Annotated in this window: 17 protein-coding genes; all 17 read right to left on the bottom strand. The window is 43.6% G+C overall.

Features of this window, described 5'->3' with window-relative positions:
* Position 1 precedes the first annotated feature (1 nt).
* Entirely contained in the window at positions 2-1,705 is a 1,704-nt protein-coding gene (ureC, locus tag PNUC_RS06270) for an urease subunit alpha (protein WP_011903033.1), read from the bottom strand.
* Positions 1,705-2,043, bottom strand: coding sequence for an urease subunit beta (locus tag PNUC_RS06275; protein ID WP_011903034.1), 339 nt, complete (start codon positions 2,041-2,043; stop codon positions 1,705-1,707). Before PNUC_RS06275 ends, ureC begins: the two co-directional genes overlap by 1 nt.
* Positions 2,040-2,660 (bottom strand): HupE/UreJ family protein, encoded by a 621-nt coding sequence (locus PNUC_RS06280; protein ID WP_080512743.1) that lies wholly within the window; start codon positions 2,658-2,660, stop codon positions 2,040-2,042. The genes PNUC_RS06275 and PNUC_RS06280 overlap by 4 nt, the downstream gene beginning before the upstream one ends.
* Before the next feature lie 23 nt (positions 2,661-2,683).
* Entirely contained in the window at positions 2,684-2,986 is a 303-nt protein-coding gene (locus tag PNUC_RS06285) for an urease subunit gamma (protein WP_011903036.1), read from the bottom strand.
* An 18-nt stretch (positions 2,987-3,004) separates the two neighbouring features.
* On the bottom strand, positions 3,005-3,910 hold the full coding sequence (locus PNUC_RS06290) for an urease accessory protein UreD (RefSeq protein WP_011903037.1): 906 nt from the start codon (positions 3,908-3,910) through the stop codon (positions 3,005-3,007).
* A 5-nt stretch (positions 3,911-3,915) separates the two neighbouring features.
* Positions 3,916-4,608 (bottom strand): urea ABC transporter ATP-binding subunit UrtE, encoded by a 693-nt coding sequence (gene urtE / locus PNUC_RS06295; protein WP_011903038.1) that lies wholly within the window; start codon positions 4,606-4,608, stop codon positions 3,916-3,918.
* Between the two features lie 2 nt (positions 4,609-4,610).
* Positions 4,611-5,408 (bottom strand): urea ABC transporter ATP-binding protein UrtD, encoded by a 798-nt coding sequence (urtD, locus tag PNUC_RS06300; RefSeq protein WP_011903039.1) that lies wholly within the window; start codon positions 5,406-5,408, stop codon positions 4,611-4,613.
* Positions 5,405-6,547: an urea ABC transporter permease subunit UrtC gene (gene urtC, locus PNUC_RS06305; RefSeq protein ID WP_011903040.1), complete on the bottom strand. Its 1,143-nt coding sequence runs from the start codon at positions 6,545-6,547 to the stop codon at positions 5,405-5,407. The genes urtD and urtC overlap by 4 nt, the downstream gene beginning before the upstream one ends.
* Positions 6,548-6,549: 2 nt before the next feature.
* Entirely contained in the window at positions 6,550-8,133 is a 1,584-nt protein-coding gene (gene urtB / locus PNUC_RS06310) for an urea ABC transporter permease subunit UrtB (RefSeq protein ID WP_011903041.1), read from the bottom strand.
* A 53-nt stretch (positions 8,134-8,186) separates the two neighbouring features.
* Entirely contained in the window at positions 8,187-9,446 is a 1,260-nt protein-coding gene (urtA, locus tag PNUC_RS06315; RefSeq protein WP_011903042.1) for an urea ABC transporter substrate-binding protein, read from the bottom strand.
* A 667-nt stretch (positions 9,447-10,113) separates the two neighbouring features.
* Positions 10,114-11,418, bottom strand: a complete 1,305-nt coding sequence (locus tag PNUC_RS06320) for a lipase family protein (protein WP_011903043.1) — start codon at positions 11,416-11,418, stop codon at positions 10,114-10,116.
* Positions 11,419-11,678: 260 nt separating this feature from the next.
* Complete coding sequence (locus PNUC_RS06325) at positions 11,679-11,984, bottom strand: hypothetical protein (RefSeq protein ID WP_011903044.1); 306 nt, start codon at positions 11,982-11,984, stop codon at positions 11,679-11,681.
* 3 nt (positions 11,985-11,987) lie between these two features.
* On the bottom strand, positions 11,988-13,196 hold the full coding sequence (locus PNUC_RS06330; protein ID WP_011903045.1) for a DUF1501 domain-containing protein: 1,209 nt from the start codon (positions 13,194-13,196) through the stop codon (positions 11,988-11,990).
* Positions 13,193-14,656, bottom strand: a complete 1,464-nt coding sequence (locus PNUC_RS06335) for a DUF1800 family protein (protein WP_048812120.1) — start codon at positions 14,654-14,656, stop codon at positions 13,193-13,195. Before PNUC_RS06335 ends, PNUC_RS06330 begins: the two co-directional genes overlap by 4 nt.
* Positions 14,657-14,684: 28 nt before the next feature.
* Positions 14,685-15,017, bottom strand: coding sequence for a hypothetical protein (locus PNUC_RS06340; RefSeq protein ID WP_011903047.1), 333 nt, complete (start codon positions 15,015-15,017; stop codon positions 14,685-14,687).
* A 228-nt stretch (positions 15,018-15,245) separates the two neighbouring features.
* A complete protein-coding gene (locus tag PNUC_RS06345; RefSeq protein WP_011903048.1) occupies positions 15,246-15,500 on the bottom strand; it encodes a hypothetical protein in 255 nt (84 codons plus the stop codon).
* Positions 15,501-15,525: 25 nt separating this feature from the next.
* Entirely contained in the window at positions 15,526-15,909 is a 384-nt protein-coding gene (locus PNUC_RS06350; RefSeq protein WP_011903049.1) for a hypothetical protein, read from the bottom strand.
* Positions 15,910-15,932: the final 23 nt, after the last annotated feature.

The raw sequence follows: 15,932 nt of genomic DNA on the forward strand, positions 1-15,932 counted from the left end.
CCTAAAACAAAAAATATCGTTGGGCCATCGGCAATACTTTAGCTGGCTCACAAGTTAATAGTTCGCCATTCGCTATCACTTGGTAAGTTTCTGGATCTACGGTGATATTTGGCTGCCAATCGTTGTGGATCATATCTGCCTTGGTGATGGATCGACAATTCTTTACCACCTCAACTTGCTTCTCCAATCCATAAGCATCGCGAATATTGGCATTCATAGCGGATTGAGAAATAAAAGTTAAAGAGCTATGACGAATCCCCTGGCCTATGCCCGCAAACATATTGCGGTAATGAACGGGCTGTGGCGTTGGAATAGATGCGTTTGGATCGCCCATAGCCGCTGCCGCAATAGATCCACCTTTTAGTATTAATGAAGGCTTCACGCCGAAGAAGGCAGGCTTCCAAAAAACTAAATCCGCATACTTTCCCACCTCAATAGACCCAACTACATGAGAAATGCCATGGGTAATGGCGGGATTGATGGTGTACTTAGAGATGTAACGCTTGACTCGGAAGTTATCGTTACGGTTTGTATCCCCAGGAAGTAAACCACGCTGCGCCTTCATCTTGTCAGCAGTTTGCCAGGTACGAATAATCACTTCACCCACACGTCCCATCGCCTGTGAATCTGATGAAAGCATCGAGAATGCGCCTAAGTCATGCAAGATATCCTCAGCAGCGATTGTTTCACGACGAATGCGCGATTCTGCAAAAGCAATATCTTCGGCAATAGAGGCATCTAAATGATGGCAGACCATCAACATATCCAAATGCTCGTCTAATGTATTGACCGTAAATGGCCTAGTAGGATTTGTTGAGGATGGCAAGACATTGGATTCCCCGCAAGCGCGAATAATGTCTGGGGCATGACCACCTCCAGCACCCTCGGTATGGTAAGTGTGAATGGTTCTACCTTTAAAGGCTGCCAAGGTTGTTTCAACAAAACCGGATTCATTCAGAGTATCTGTATGAATGGCCACTTGGGTGTCTGTATCGTCAGCCACACCTAAACAACAATCGATTGCGGCAGGAGTGGTGCCCCAGTCCTCATGCAACTTCAGTCCAATTGCCCCAGCGTCCACTTGTTCACGCAATCCACCCGGCAAACTTGCATTGCCCTTGCCTAGCAAACCAATATTCATTGGATAAGCATCAATAGATTGCAACATTCTCTGAATATGCCAAGGACCAGGAGTGCAAGTCGTTGCAAAAGTTCCTGTTGCAGGCCCAGTGCCACCACCGATCATAGTGGTCACGCCAGACATTAATGCTTCTTCAATTTGCTGCGGGCATATGAAGTGGATATGCGTATCTATTCCACCCGCAGTCACAATCATCCCCTCACCCGCAATGATTTCAGTACCAGGACCAATAACGGAAGTAATACCAGGCTGAATGTCGGGATTGCCTGCTTTACCAATATTTGAAATGCGCCCATTTTTAATCGAAATATCAGCCTTAACGATTCCCCAATGGTCAATGATCACAGCATTAGTGATCACAGTATCAGCACAGTCTTTTGATTCGCGTTGACTTTGACCCATACCATCACGAATCACTTTGCCGCCACCAAACTTCACTTCCTCACCATAAACGGTGAAATCTTTTTCAACCTCAATCATGAGGCCGGTATCAGCCAGCCTCAGGCGATCACCAGTAGTAGGCCCAAACATCTCTGCATAGGCTTGACGACTAACCTTAGCCATTACACCACTCCCATAATTCGGCCAGCAAAGCCATAAATTTTCTTATCGCCAGCCACCTCTACAAGCTCAATAGTGCGCTTTTGGCCTGGCTCAAAACGCACAGCAGTGCCTGCAACAATATTTAATCGCATGCCCTTCGTTTTATCGCGATCAAATAACAGGGCATCATTTACTTCAAAGAAGTGAAAATGGGAACCGATTTGAATAGGACGATCGCCACTATTAGAGACTTGAATTGAAAGTGTTTTTCGGCCAACATTCAACTCAACATCTCCAGGCTCTACAAACATCTGCCCTGGAATAAAGCGTTGGCTATTTGCACTTGATGGTGTACTCATGTCGATGCTCCGCCAAGCAGTGCAAAGGAAAGCTGACTGATTAATACCCAGCCGTATATAACACTAGCAAATCCAGTCACTCTTGCAAAGATCGCCGTCTTGTCCCTAAGGAGCTTGACCAATAGAGCGCCTGATAAATGCAAGATCCCTGTCGCCAAAATCAAGCCGGCCATATCTCGTGCTACCAAGGAGGCTCCAAGGGATCCATTTGAAAATAATGCAGCGTGGGCAAACCCATGAAATACTCCAAAGCAGCCAATTAAGGAGAGGATTGCATTATTGGAGTATTGGCGCTGTACGAGCAACAATAATCCCATTGCAATTACAGAAGTAGCGATTCCAAATTCAAAGATATTAAGGGGTAAATTACTTAGGCCAGAAAATACCCCAAGACACATGCCTAGTATAAAAACACAAGGCCCAAGCCAGATTTTTTTTAGCATGAAAGCACTCCAAAATCCTACGAGCACGATAACTAAAAAATGATCAAAGCCACTAAATGGATGCATTAGGCCCGATAGAAAACTAACCGAAGTTTCATGTCCTGGGTGGGCATAAACCAAATTTGAAGATAGCGCCCCAATCAATCCAGTAAAAACTAACGATATTTTTTTCATATGAAGATTCATTTTTATTATTCCTAAACAATCGGATTATGAACTGTGACTAATTTTGTTCCATCGGGGAATGTTGCCTCAATCTGAATATCTTGAATCATTTCTGGTACCCCTTCCATTACATCTTCGCGACCTAGTATCGTTTGTCCTTCGTGCATCAGTTGTGCGACAGTTTTGCCATCGCGAGCACCCTCCATAATCGCAGCGCTAATTAAAGCGACAGATTCCGGATAGTTCAACTTGAGGCCTCGAGCCTTTCTTCGCTCCGCTAGGAGTGCTGCTGTGAATATTAGTAATTTATCTTTTTCGCGTGGAGTTAATTCCATATCTCACCTATAACAATCCTAAGAAGCCCAAAGCCGTAATGGCTGAGCTGGCACACCATGAATGATTGGTCTTAATTTGGACCAAACATCAATCATAAAATTTCTAGCCATCTCAATATCTATCGAGACAGCACGCACTATTACTATCCCTTGCGGCATTAACGTTACACCGGCTCTTATTGAATTGGTCCACGGCATCATTTCAGAAAGGTTTTCCGCTAAATGATTGGAGCACTGAGGTCCTAGTGCCAATAAAGTTGCACATACGGGCCATGAACCCAATTGAGGCAGTGACTTTGAATATGGATCCTCGGCATCAATATGGCCATTTTCAATCCAAATTAACTGTCCATCCCGACGTATTTCATTCAATAGATGTATATGCCCGCTTGACCACTCCTCTCCAGAGGCGTGACGGCCCAGCATTAAGGCATCCCAACCAATAAAGGAAGCACTAGCCGGAAGATTTAGCTTGGTAATAAGGTTCGAGTTTGCACCCTTGAAAAAAAGATTCTCTTGGGGTAGCCAATCTAATTTTGCATTCTCACCAAGCTCAAATTGAACATTTTGGGTCGCAGGATTTTTAAATGATTTGTACCATTTAGTGGCACTTGGAGTGGATAGGACTACATGACTACCTTTGCCAACTGCAACCTGGATATCTAAAGTATCACCCCCTGCGATGCCTGCTGGCGGGTGAATGATGACTGTGTGACAGATATCGTCGCCTTCTGGGTACAAGGCTTTCTGGACTCGCAGTGGTCCCTCATGCAAACTTTTCTTAAGGACAGTACCAATGGGGGTGCGCTCATAAGATAGGCTCAGCTTAGCCATCCAACTAGGGCTTAGAGACCTGAATAGCTGCTTTACTGCGTTATCTGGAGCCAAAAACATGTGGTTAAACCATTTCAGTGAATTCAGCATCCACTTTAAACCGAAATCATCTCCTGAACACCATTCAGATCCATATCAGCACCTTTGCCTTGCGCGACGACTTCACCGCGGCGCATCACAATATAGTTATCTGAGAGCTCTTTTGCAAAATCGTAATACTGCTCTACCAATAAAACAGTGATACCCATCTCATCAACTAATTTACGAAGACAGCGCCCAATATCCTGAATGATAGATGGCTGGATACCCTCGGTAGGCTCATCCAAAATGATCAACTCTGGCTGAGACATCAATGCACGCCCAATTGCTAACTGCTGTTGTTGGCCTCCTGATAAATCACCGCCCCGACGCGCCTTCATATCCGACAGAATTGGAAATAGCTCGTAGATATATCCAGGGATATTTTTTGGGCTTGAGAATTTTGCTGCCCCAATGAGCAGGTTTTCTTCGACTGTGAGTCTTGGGAAAATTTCTCGACCTTGAGGAACATAGGCAAATCCACCGTCCACCCGAGACCACGGGGGTAGATTGGCCAATTCTTTTCCATCCCAAGCAATCGAGCCAGTCTTTACTTTCACCACACCCATAAGCGATTTGAGCAAAGTGGTTTTGCCAACGCCATTACGCCCAAGCAAACTGGTTAATTGACCCTTGGGGACTTCAAAATTCACATTACGCAAAATATGGCTTCCACCATAATATTGATTGAGATCTTTGACGATAAGCATGATTAACGCCCTAAATACGATTCGATTACGCGTTCATCACGCTTCACTTCATCCAAAGTGCCTTCGGCTAGAACTGAACCTTCGGCCAATACAGTCACCTTACCTTTTGGGCCCGCTAAAGCAGCAACAAATTCCATATCATGCTCAACTACCATCATCGAGCACTGACCACGCAATGAATTTAAAAGCTCAGCCAAGCGCATAGTTTCCTCATCTGTCATCCCTGCAACGGGTTCATCAAGCAATAACAGCTTGGGCTGCTGCATTAAAAGCATACCAATCTCTAAGCGCTGCTTTTGACCATGCGATAGAAGGCCGGCTTGACGATAAGCCTCTGATTCAAGCTGAGTCAGGGCCAGCACAGCCTCCATTAGTTGGCGTCCTTCAATATCCACTTTAGCAATCAAGGAGTGATGCCATGATTTATCTCCAGCCATCGCCAATTCAAGATTCTCCCAAACCGGATGTTGCTCAAATACCGTGGGCTTTTGGAATTTTCGACCCACCCCAATCTGAGCAATTTGTGGCTCGTTCATCGTCATCAGATCAATGGTCGAACCTAAATAGACAGAGCCATCAATATCGGCAATGGCAGAGCGGGTTTTACCGGTAATAACATCCATTAAGGTTGTCTTACCAGCGCCATTGGGCCCAATCACACAGCGCAGTTCGCCGACATCAATCGTTAATGACAATTTATTAATGGCCTGAAAGCCATCAAAATTGACCGACAAATCTTCTACATAGAGGATTCCAGTATGAGAAGTATCGATTCCCTTTTCAAGAAAGTGAGCGCTCATTTTGACCCACCCTTCTTAACCAAGAATTTGTGATAGATACCCAGCAATCCATTTGGCAGAAATAAGGTTACTAATACAAACATCATTCCTAGGAAAAACAGCCAATATTCTGCAAAGTTAGTGGTAAAGAAACTCTTAGCCCCGCTCACCGCAAAAGCGCCAATAATTGGACCCAGCAAAGTACCCCGTCCGCCCACCGCAACCCAAATTGCCATCTCAATCGAATTGGTAGGAGACATCTCTCCAGGATTAATGATGCCCACCTGCGGAACAAATAAGGCTCCAGCAATGGCGCATAAGATGGCAGATAGAACCCAAATAAAGAGTTTGTAGCCTAAGGGGTTGTATCCACAGAACATCAGACGAGATTCTGCATCCCGTACCGCTGTAATCACCCTTCCCATTTTTGAGGTCACCAGGGCTCGGCAAAGAATAAAACTGCCCAACAGGACTAAGAAGGTAACAATGAAAAGAGTGACTCGAGTGCTTGGGGCACTGATGGAGTAACCCAATATCCGCTTAAAGTCCGTGAAACCATTATTGCCACCAAACCCTGTTTCATTTCTGAAGAAAAGAAGCATGGCAGCGTACGTTAAGGCCTGAGTAATGATCGAGAAGTAAACCCCTTTAATTCTTGAGCGAAAGGCAAAATACCCAAACACCCAGGAAATAACACCCGGCACCAGAATTAACATTAACAGCATCCACCCAAAATGCTCACTGCCCTTCCAGAACCAAGGCAATTCTTTCCAGTCTAAGAAAACCATAAAGTCAGGCAATTCACTTTTATAGACGCCCTCTGTGCCAATCTGACGCATCAGGTACATACCCATAATGTATCCACCAATGGCAAAAAATAAGCCATGGCCTAAACTCAAAATTCCACAATAGCCCCAAACTAAATCCAGTGCTAATGCCGCAATGGCAAAGCACATGATCTTACCAATCAAGCTTAGCGCATAGGCAGACATAAAAAACATACTTGTTTCTGGCACCACCAAGGAGAATATCGGCACCCCAATTAATACACAAAGCGTCAATGCAGCCAAAGCAATATAAGCGCGCTTACTAAGAATCGATTCCCGCTCAGGAACCTTTAAGCTAAAGCTTGAAGAAGGGGCAAGTTTTTTAATATCCATAATTAATCAACGCTCCTGCCTTTTAACGCGAAGAGGCCTTGGGGACGTCTTTGAATAAAGATAATGATGAATATCAGGATGGCAATCTTAGCCAGTACAGCGCCAATGAAAGGCTCAAGTAGCTTGCTTGTGATGCCCAGCCCAAATGCACCATAAATAGTACCTGCAAGCTGACCAACGCCACCTAGGACAACTACCATGAAAGAATCAACAATATAACTTTGGCCCAAGTCAGGTCCAACATTACCAATCTGAGAAAGCGCAACACCCCCTAAGCCTGCAATGCCAGCACCAAATGCAAAGGCATACATATCCACACGAACTGTTTTGACACCCACGCACGCGGCCATAGTGCGATTCTGTGTAACTGCTCTAACGAAAAGCCCTAGACGAGTTTTATTCAGAACTAGCCAAGTGACGATCACTACTGCAATCGCAAAAGCAAAAATAATGATGCGGTTATAAGGTACAACCAAATTAGGTAATACCTGCATAGCACCAGACATCCAAATTGGGTTAGCGACCTCAACGTTTTGTGCCCCAAAAATAGTCCTTGTCATCTGGATCATGAGCAAGCTTACGCCAAATGTAGCTAGCAAGGTTTCCAAGGGGCGACCGTACAAAAATTTGATCACCGTTCTTTCGATCAATATGCCAACGAGTGCTGCAGATAAAAAGGCTACCGGTAAGGCAAATAATAAATACCAGTCCAAATAACCTGGTGCATATTGCCTAAAAAATCCTTGTACAACATAAGTTGCGTAAGCACCGACCATCAGGAACTCACCATGCGCCATGTTAATGACCCCAATTAAGCCGTAAGTAATGGCCAAGCCAAGAGCGCAAAGCAATAGGACACTTCCATAACTTAAACCAGCAATCACATTACCAAGAATTTCGCCACTAAACTCCGATTTCTTAATTTTGGCTATCGCTTTTTCAGCTGCCTCCTGCACTGGACCGCCCTCTTTTGCTAAAGGCGCCAGTAATGCAGCAACCTGCGGATCACCACTATCACCAAGTAGCTCGATAGCTTTTAATTTGGATTCTTGGTTATCAGATTGCAAAGCTAGAAGGGCCCAAAGCTTTTCTACTTTTGGCTTTAGTGCGGGATCCTGCTCAGAAATAAGCAATTTTTCTACTAGAGGAAAGGTATCTGGCTCAGGATCTTTAATTAACGCATCTATAGCCTTTGCGCGAATCTGAGGATCTGTGGACGCTAACTGTAAACCCAGCAATGCGTTATCTACTTTACCGCGCAATTGATTATTCAAAACTACATCTTGCAGCTCTTCTGACTTTACAGAAGCAGCTTGTCCGGTCAAAGGATCGATATGCTGATCGCCTTTTTGAATAACAACACCCTGTGGCGACAAGAAAAGACTTTCAGAACTTAAAGCCTGAAGAATGTCTAATGCCTCAGGGCTACCCTCTTTCGATAGGCTCTGAACAACCTTAACTTTGGCGTCAAAGTTATCAGTAAATAGGGGCTTTAAATCTCCAACGCTAATTTTTGCAAAAGTAATCCCGCAAGCAAAAATACAAATAGCCGAAAAGATTAGTTTTGAAAAAAATGGGAATTTCATAAATAAGTTTTGAAAGCCCTCCCTCAAATGAGGGAGGGAAATCCTATTGAAAATTACTGTACTGAATCAGGCTTGCCTGCATTACCGTCGATGTACTGACTCCAAGGCTTAGCTGGAATAGCTGTAGGAGTTTTGTAAATCACATTGAACTGGCCATCCGCCTTGATCTCGCCGATCATAACTGGCTTAGATAAATGGTGATTAGCGCCCATCACTTCAAGATAACCACTTGGAGTGTTGAGTTTTTGGCCAATCATTGCTTTACGCACAGCATCAACATCAGTAGTTCCTGCTTTTTCAACGGCCGCTTTCCACATCAAGATACCAGTACGGCTTGCTTCCATTGGGTCATCAGTCAAAGGCTTGCTTGCGCCTGGAAGTTTCTTCTCGGTAGAGTAAGCTGCCCATTGTTTTTTCCATTCGTCGTTAACTGGATTCTTAATGGACATGAAGTAGTTCCATGCGGCTAGCTGACCAACCAAGGGCTTGGTATCAACACCGCGTAGCTCTTCCTCGCCAACAGAAAATGCTACTACTGGAACATCTTTAGCTTTTAAGCCAGCATTACCCAACTCTTTATAGAAAGGAACGTTTGAGTCGCCATTAATGGTAGATACAACCGCAGTCTTACCGCCCTGGGAGAATTTCTTTATATTGGCAACAATAGTCTGGTAATCAGAGAAACCAAATGGTGTGTAAGTTTCTTGAATATCATCATCCTTTACGCCCTTTGAATGCAAGAAAGCGCGCAAGATTTTATTTGTAGTGCGTGGGTAGACATAGTCAGTTCCCAAGAGAACCCAGCGCTTAGCGCCACCACCTTCTTTGCTCATTAGGTACTCAACGGCTGGAATAGCCTGCTGGTTTGGTGCAGCACCGGTATAGAACACATTACGAGACATTTCTTCGCCCTCGTACTGCACGGGATAAAAGAGCAAGCCATTGAGTTCTTCAAAGACCGGCAATACAGATTTACGTGAGACAGAAGTCCAGCAACCAAAAACAACCGAAACCTTATCTTTAGTTAAGAGCTGTCGCGCCTTCTCTGCAAATAATGGCCAATTTGAGGCTGGGTCAACGACTACTGGTTCAAGCTTGCGACCTAAAACACCACCACTCTTGTTAATCTGATCAATCACCATCAAATCCATATCTTTTAGTGATGTTTCAGAAATTGCCATGGTTCCAGACAAGGAATGCAAAATACCGACCTTAATTGGTTCTTTGCTTTGAGCTATTGCTAAATGACTAAAGCCTGCAAAACTTAAAGCCGCTGCTAATGCTGATAACTTCAAAATTGATCTACGTTTCATCTCTCACCTCTTGAGTAAATTAATCAGATGGGCACACATACCTACCGCCTGAAATGATTAGAGGATGTTTCAAGATGGTGCAAATAAAAGAAATCACTACCATGGGGCTTATGCACCAAGAAAGTGCCATTAATTCCCAAAATACGCGCTAACTAGCGGTCTTTGAATGCGGGTAATTAAAAACTACCCCGAAGTGTGGTCCACAAGAGAGTCATTTGTAACGCCAGCTCTCATACAACCAGAAAGATGAAATGTCATAGATACGTTATGAAATAAATTTAACTACAGCACAATTTCATTTTGTACGCGAATAAAAAGAGATATTCCTTGATGTTGACTAAAAAAGTAAGATTGGCATTTGCCCTAAATTTACCCTAAATTGGTTTTTTTAGAGCAGCATCCTTTATACGTATGGCTCAAATAACTATATCGCTCCCATCCATCATTGGAGCAACAGCTAATCTCTTCTTATTTTGATTTTCCACGGACACTTTTTATCGATATTTATTACTCATTATTTTAGTTTGTTTTAGCAAGAGGTCAAATAAACCCTGATCTCTAGAGCGCTTAGGAGAAATGTTTTTGGAAAAGAAAAAGCAAGCAGACGACGGGAGAAAAATCACCTGAAAGTGGCCCTTTATTTGCTAAGTAATTTTCTTTAAATCATTCAAGATTTAGGGCAAGCATTTGCTAAGGGCTTACCAGCTACACGATCTTTGATCCAAGACAAATAGAATGGCCTGGATACCCCGGGAGTTGTAAAGTGAGTCTGCTCACCCGGCAACTGCATTCTCCCAACATTACCACCCAATTTACATACTTGCTCCTGATATATCTTATGCATGATTGGCGGAACGGTTGTATCTTTTGATCCAAAATAAATCTGCACAGGAGCAAGAGGCTTCACAGATAAGACGCCGCCTTTTAACATTGCCTCTGTCCACGCTAAAGTATTTGATGGTTTTTTCTTCAAGAGAGTTGCGTAGCTTGAACCATATAAGAAGTTAAAAGTATCACTTGAAGCATGCATACATTTGTTGTCCAAAATCTCATTAACAACCTTAGCACCCTCATCCATAAAGAGATCGGTCAACTTGAGATTAGGGAAAGCCGCTTGGGTGCCCCAGTAGAACATTGCTGTATGCGTGAAATTAAAGACATTATTTAAAAACATCTTTTGAGAATCTGCGAAGTATTTATCCGCAGCAGCCTGATTTAGTTTTCCTGGAGGTACTAATATTGAAATATCCTCTGGAGCTAAAGCAACAAAGCCAATGACATCAAGGTTATCCCAAGCCGTACCTGTTTGATTGATGTAGTCAGGCATCCCCGCTATCGCAATTGCTGCACCACCGCCTGTTGACCAGCCATAAATCAAGGTCTTTTTATTGGCCCCTGTTTCACTCATAGAACCTGCTGCGCGTGCAGCATTTATGGTATCCATGCCATTGGAAGTGGCAATTGTGTATTGATGTCTACCACCGCCGCCTAAGCCCTGATAGTCGGTTGCAACTACGATATATCCCTCCTTAATGAATTCTTCGATGGCCGGAATTCCATAATCTGACCATGAATTTCCTCCAAGTAAAAAATACTCGTTCAAAGGAACTACAGGATTAAAAATTTGAGAAGGCCCGCAATTTTGAGCCGTGCCAGTTGTCCCGTGTCCCCAAGACATCACTGGTCGGCCACCCATTGGTGCAGGGCTCGTAGGAGCAACAACTAAACCAGTGGCAATAGTTTTAAGGCCAGTTACATCCGATGAAATATAAGCAATTCTCCAAGCCTGAGCTCCCTTAACAGCCGTTACAACTTCCTCCTGTTTGATTACCTGCCCTAATTTACCTTCGGGAGCCATCTTCATGACGGCAGCATAAAAAGGCTGCATGGGCGGCTCAGCACATACGGCAAAAGAAAAAATGCTGAGGAGAAAACCGAGCATTAAAACTGAAAAACAAGCAATCTGTTTCATAGTCCAGATGGTTAAGTATGATTAAGGAACCATTATTAAACACTAGCTCTAAAGGCTTTCATAGCGCTCACATTAGGATAATTTAGTTGGCCCTTACTGGCCGATTTGAGACGCCTAGACCCACCAAGCCAATTTGAGACGCTCAACCCCTCAGTCACCCTGCCGCTTCAAGATTTGATATTGATTAACATGTTGCCCCCATTTTTTGGGTCCAATAAAAAACCCACACTAAAACAAAGTTTCAACAATGTCTGACTCACCTAAAACGTAAAGCGCTTGCGGAGCATTGCATTACCGCCAGCCGAACGATTGGTTGAGCCACCGTTGCCGGTGAGGTTTAGGCTGGTATCTTTGGGAGCCTTTTGTTTATCAGCATTACTCATTGAGGGAAATTGCTCAGGGTTAGCGGCTGAATCCTCTTTGCTGGCACCACTCACAACTGAAGAATTTTTTTGAACTGGAATTGCACTCGCTTTATCAGCATCCACTAGATTGTCATTCGCGTATACGAGTCCAAGAGATTGAAAGCAAAAGAATGCAAATAACGTCCTTAGAGTGATACGCATAAATTAAACCTTCTGATAGCTAAACGCCTGATTTAAAAAATTTTGATAGTCTGTTGTTACCGCTAGATCAACACCCCTATCCAATGAACTGGTGCTAAGTCCCGGCCATTGCCCCATAACTTGACCGCCAGGTACTTTACTTCCAAGAATAAGCCCGAGAGAACCGTGTCCATGATCCGTGCCATTACTTCGGTTACTACGTAAGCGTCGTCCAAATTCGGTCATCATCACCAAGGTATAGGGTTGTCTTTTTGCTTCCATATCTTGAGCGAAAGCCGCTAGGCTTAGGCTCAAATTTTTAATCTGCCCATTCAGTCTTCCGGGTTGATTTTCATGAGTATCCCATCCAGATTGATCTACCCACGCATACTGCAATCCAACATTGGCATCGATCAACCTAGCAACTGAGCGTAAACCCACGCCTGGATCGGCATTGGGATATGGGGTTTTACCAGAACCCTCATATGAAGAAGGTTTGGCAAGCCCTTTAGTAAGGGTCTGATTAATAAAATCCAAATTACTGAGGTGATCTTTCATCCAGGGTGCAGCGGGAGTATTTGCATCTACATTGCATAAGGCGCTCACTGCATTAAAGCCACCATTACCGTTTGGTAAGGCAATTCCATTTTGAAGATCGCGAACAGCTATAGCTCTATGAGCACCCTGCATAGATCTTGGAGAATTATTATTGCCAGCAAACAATGGCACTGAGTTTTTTTGAAATCGATCTTTAGTAATAATCTGTCTAGCCATCCAGCCCAAGTCATCGGGTAATGCATTAAGTGAGCCAACGCCACGCTCCATGATTTCTTGTGCCTCAAAATGAGATCTAGTTTCATCAGAGATGCCGATTGCCGGCCAGACTATTAACTTCTTGTCTGTATATAGGCTTGCTAATGGTGCCGCTTCAGGATGCCAATAAAAACTTGTATTTCCTAATTCAACTTTCCCGCTGCTGATATCAACTCCAAAGCGCATCTCGGGGGGCCTTGCGGCAGTAAAGTTCTCATCATTTAACGGGGATAGTATCGATAGACCATCAGCGCCGCCTCTTAGAAATACCACAATGAAGGGATGAGACATTTGTGGAGCCATTAATACGGTACCTGACTTTTTTAGGTCTTGGGAAAAAACAAAATCCCCAATTCCGGCAAAAGACGCAGCCAAACCCAACTTTAAAAAATCACGGCGGGGCAAGTGATTTAAGTTCATGCTCTCTCCCCCGCAGAAAAATCTGGCTCTATTGCCTCAGTCTGAAATGAGGGGGAGCAAGCGAGATATCCAACCATTTTTCTTGCCACTTTGATATCACTTACACGCTCAAAACCAGTCAAGCCTTGTGAGCAAGTCAGCGCCTCAGAAAGCTCAGGTCTAGGACGTCCAAATAAAGGCTTTTCCCAGCGCGATAAAAGTTGACTATAAGTTGGCCCAGGCGGAAGATCACTAAAGGGATTCCACTCACCAGTTCCCCACCAATTTTCAGAGAGGCCTTGAATGAGATTCATCCGCTGCCTTAAGTAAGCAGCGGATAAATTCCACTGTAAACCATCAGGGGGGCCTTCGGGAGAAACCCAACCATACAGAGCTGGACCAGCAGATTCAACCTGACCCATAATTTTCCCTTCAGAAATATCGAAAGGGAGATTCACTGCGTTAATAAAAGCCGCAGCAAGGCGCATTGGTTTTCTGACTTTTTGACGCCCCTGTTCGGGGATGGTTGATGCTAACTTTGCTACATGCTTAGAAAGTATGCTCAGTTGATTTGGGGAGTTTCGATGATCGATAAATACTGCTTGAGCACTTTGAATCATTTTTTCTGATGGCTCATCGTTAATCATGCGCTTGATTAACTTGCGCATTAAATGATGTGCAGTGGCAGGATGAGATGCACATAAATCCAATACCTTCTTGCCATCTTTCATGGGCCCACTATAGGGCTCAAATTCAGTTGCGAGAATTCGCTTTTGGTAGTTATCGTGCCAGGATTCTAAATAAATAAACTGCCCAGTTTTTGGAAGGCTTTGGCCGCCACCGATACCAGTCCCGTCTTCCACAGTCCAACCAGTAAATGCTCTAGCAGCCTCATATACGTCTTGATCTATATAACCCTTGGGTTTTCCTTGCAGAGCCCCTGGAACCTCACGCCATTGTGCGTAAAGATTGTTGAGGTATGCATCCCTCCCCAGAGTGTGTAGCTCAAATAACTCTCTAGCGTAATTCTCATTGGCGCTACCTGCACGAGAACTCTTGTTATTGAGGTAATAGAGCATGCATGGATGAGTAGCAGAAGCCTCTAAAAATTGCCGAAAATTTCCAAAAGCATTCTTGCGAATTACTTCATTTTCCCAATGAGGTAAAAATGCCCCAACGTTTTGTTCGTATCCATAAACTGAGAAATGATCTCTCCAAAAACCAACCCACTCTTCTTCCCAATAACTTTTTGACTGAATAGCGTTTAGTAAAGCAGCAGCTTGAACTTCTTTTCTGGGGCGAGACCTCTCTGGTGGAGGCATTAACTCATCTTTACCCGTATATTGAAATAAAGTAGAAATACTGGCATTTAATAAGCTCAAAGGCTTTAGTTCATCTACAGCGGGATAATCCTTGCCATCCTTGAACTTTCCCGCAGGATAGCGCTCCCGAAGAAGCACTTGATTGAAATCACTATTCAATTTCAGCGCCTTTTTATAAGATAAATTTTTATTTCCCTATGGCAGCACTGTTTTGATTTAGCTGTTGATTTAAGGTGTTCTGCTCAGTCTTAGTGATATGCCCACCATTTTGCGAGGCCATATTGCGCTCTTCTTGGCGAATGTTCTTATCGTTTTGTCTTAAGGCCTGAGCTTGAGATTTACTCATTTCCCCACTTTTCACTTCATTTGTAATGCGTCGATTTTGATTCTCTAAACGCTCATTCACCTGTGAGCGGCGAGGATGATTCTGTTCCCACTTAGAGTTTTCAGCATAACTTACACTACCGAAGCAGATTAGTGACGCAGCCAATATTACAGAGGAATAGGACTTTGAATTCATATTACCCACCTTTCTCGTTGATATATCAATATAACGCTTAGACAAGGTCAAGGTTGACTACTTTTACTTTTTAAGTTCATGTGAATCAGGCATGAAGTAAAACAGCGTAGATGGAATGCATTTTAAATATTAAATATCTGTAATGCGGGATTAATGGTGCACCGCATTAAAGCAATAAGGGCAACCTAAGTTGCCCTTATTAAAATCAATTCATACATCAAGCAGTGCTTAACGCAATTTAGATAACTTTGCTTCTAGTTCAACCGCTAAATCCAGAGCACCCATATAGCCAGACTTTAAGTGGCTTGGTAAATCCGGATCACCAACCATACTTCCCAATGTTTCCACTAGGCTATAGACAAGTCCTTTAGCGGCGCCTGCAGCGATCGTATTGTTAGCTACAGCATCATCAATATGATTGACTGCATCTAAAAAATAATCGTGACCTGGGAGTCCGTCAGAATCGAGAATTTCTTTGCTCATTGATATCGTCCTATGAAGTTCAGAATTACAACATTTGATCTACTTTATAGAAGAACTTGCGTGCATACGCCAGAATTTCTTTATCAGTAGGATGGTCAATAGTTTCAACACCAACAATGTTTGCAGCAACCTTAGAATCATGGTGGTGAGCATGCTTGATTAATTCTAATTTTGCAGACCCTGGCCCAAGCACCAAAATCTCTTTAGATTCATTAACAGCCTGAATCACTGAATGAAGATATTTAGAATCTAAAGCTAGTCTTCCACTACCCACTTCTCCAGCCTTATGGTGCAAATGTGAATGAGTGGATTTGCTTCCGATGATTTCAGCTTCGCTGGCATCCGCACTCAAAAAAATGACGTGCGCTTCTTTGTGATCGATCCAAATAACTGCGTGATTTAATGACATATTCTTCCTATTTTGAATAAAGA

The organism is Polynucleobacter asymbioticus QLW-P1DMWA-1, from assembly GCF_000016345.1.
GTDB classification, from domain to species: domain Bacteria; phylum Pseudomonadota; class Gammaproteobacteria; order Burkholderiales; family Burkholderiaceae; genus Polynucleobacter; species Polynucleobacter asymbioticus.

What these genes read in the sequence shown, in the direction of transcription:
- PNUC_RS06285 (WP_011903036.1), bottom strand. Translation starts at nt 2,986, where the DNA reads ATGGAATTAACTCCACGCGAAAAAGATAAATTACTAATATTCACAGCA.
- PNUC_RS06290 (WP_011903037.1), bottom strand. Translation starts at nt 3,910, where the DNA reads ATGCTGAATTCACTGAAATGGTTTAACCACATGTTTTTGGCTCCAGAT.
- urtC (WP_011903040.1), bottom strand. Translation starts at nt 6,547, where the DNA reads ATGGATATTAAAAAACTTGCCCCTTCTTCAAGCTTTAGCTTAAAGGTT.
- PNUC_RS06280 (WP_080512743.1), bottom strand. Translation starts at nt 2,660, where the DNA reads ATGAAAAAAATATCGTTAGTTTTTACTGGATTGATTGGGGCGCTATCT.
- urtB (WP_011903041.1), bottom strand. Translation starts at nt 8,133, where the DNA reads ATGAAATTCCCATTTTTTTCAAAACTAATCTTTTCGGCTATTTGTATT.
- PNUC_RS06320 (WP_011903043.1), bottom strand. Translation starts at nt 11,418, where the DNA reads ATGAAACAGATTGCTTGTTTTTCAGTTTTAATGCTCGGTTTTCTCCTC.
- urtE (WP_011903038.1), bottom strand. Translation starts at nt 4,608, where the DNA reads ATGCTTATCGTCAAAGATCTCAATCAATATTATGGTGGAAGCCATATT.
- PNUC_RS06340 (WP_011903047.1), bottom strand. Translation starts at nt 15,017, where the DNA reads ATGAATTCAAAGTCCTATTCCTCTGTAATATTGGCTGCGTCACTAATC.
- PNUC_RS06275 (WP_011903034.1), bottom strand. Translation starts at nt 2,043, where the DNA reads ATGAGTACACCATCAAGTGCAAATAGCCAACGCTTTATTCCAGGGCAG.
- PNUC_RS06350 (WP_011903049.1), bottom strand. Translation starts at nt 15,909, where the DNA reads ATGTCATTAAATCACGCAGTTATTTGGATCGATCACAAAGAAGCGCAC.
- PNUC_RS06325 (WP_011903044.1), bottom strand. Translation starts at nt 11,984, where the DNA reads ATGCGTATCACTCTAAGGACGTTATTTGCATTCTTTTGCTTTCAATCT.
- PNUC_RS06330 (WP_011903045.1), bottom strand. Translation starts at nt 13,196, where the DNA reads ATGAACTTAAATCACTTGCCCCGCCGTGATTTTTTAAAGTTGGGTTTG.
- PNUC_RS06345 (WP_011903048.1), bottom strand. Translation starts at nt 15,500, where the DNA reads ATGAGCAAAGAAATTCTCGATTCTGACGGACTCCCAGGTCACGATTAT.
- ureC (WP_011903033.1), bottom strand. Translation starts at nt 1,705, where the DNA reads ATGGCTAAGGTTAGTCGTCAAGCCTATGCAGAGATGTTTGGGCCTACT.
- urtD (WP_011903039.1), bottom strand. Translation starts at nt 5,408, where the DNA reads ATGAGCGCTCACTTTCTTGAAAAGGGAATCGATACTTCTCATACTGGA.
- urtA (WP_011903042.1), bottom strand. Translation starts at nt 9,446, where the DNA reads ATGAAACGTAGATCAATTTTGAAGTTATCAGCATTAGCAGCGGCTTTA.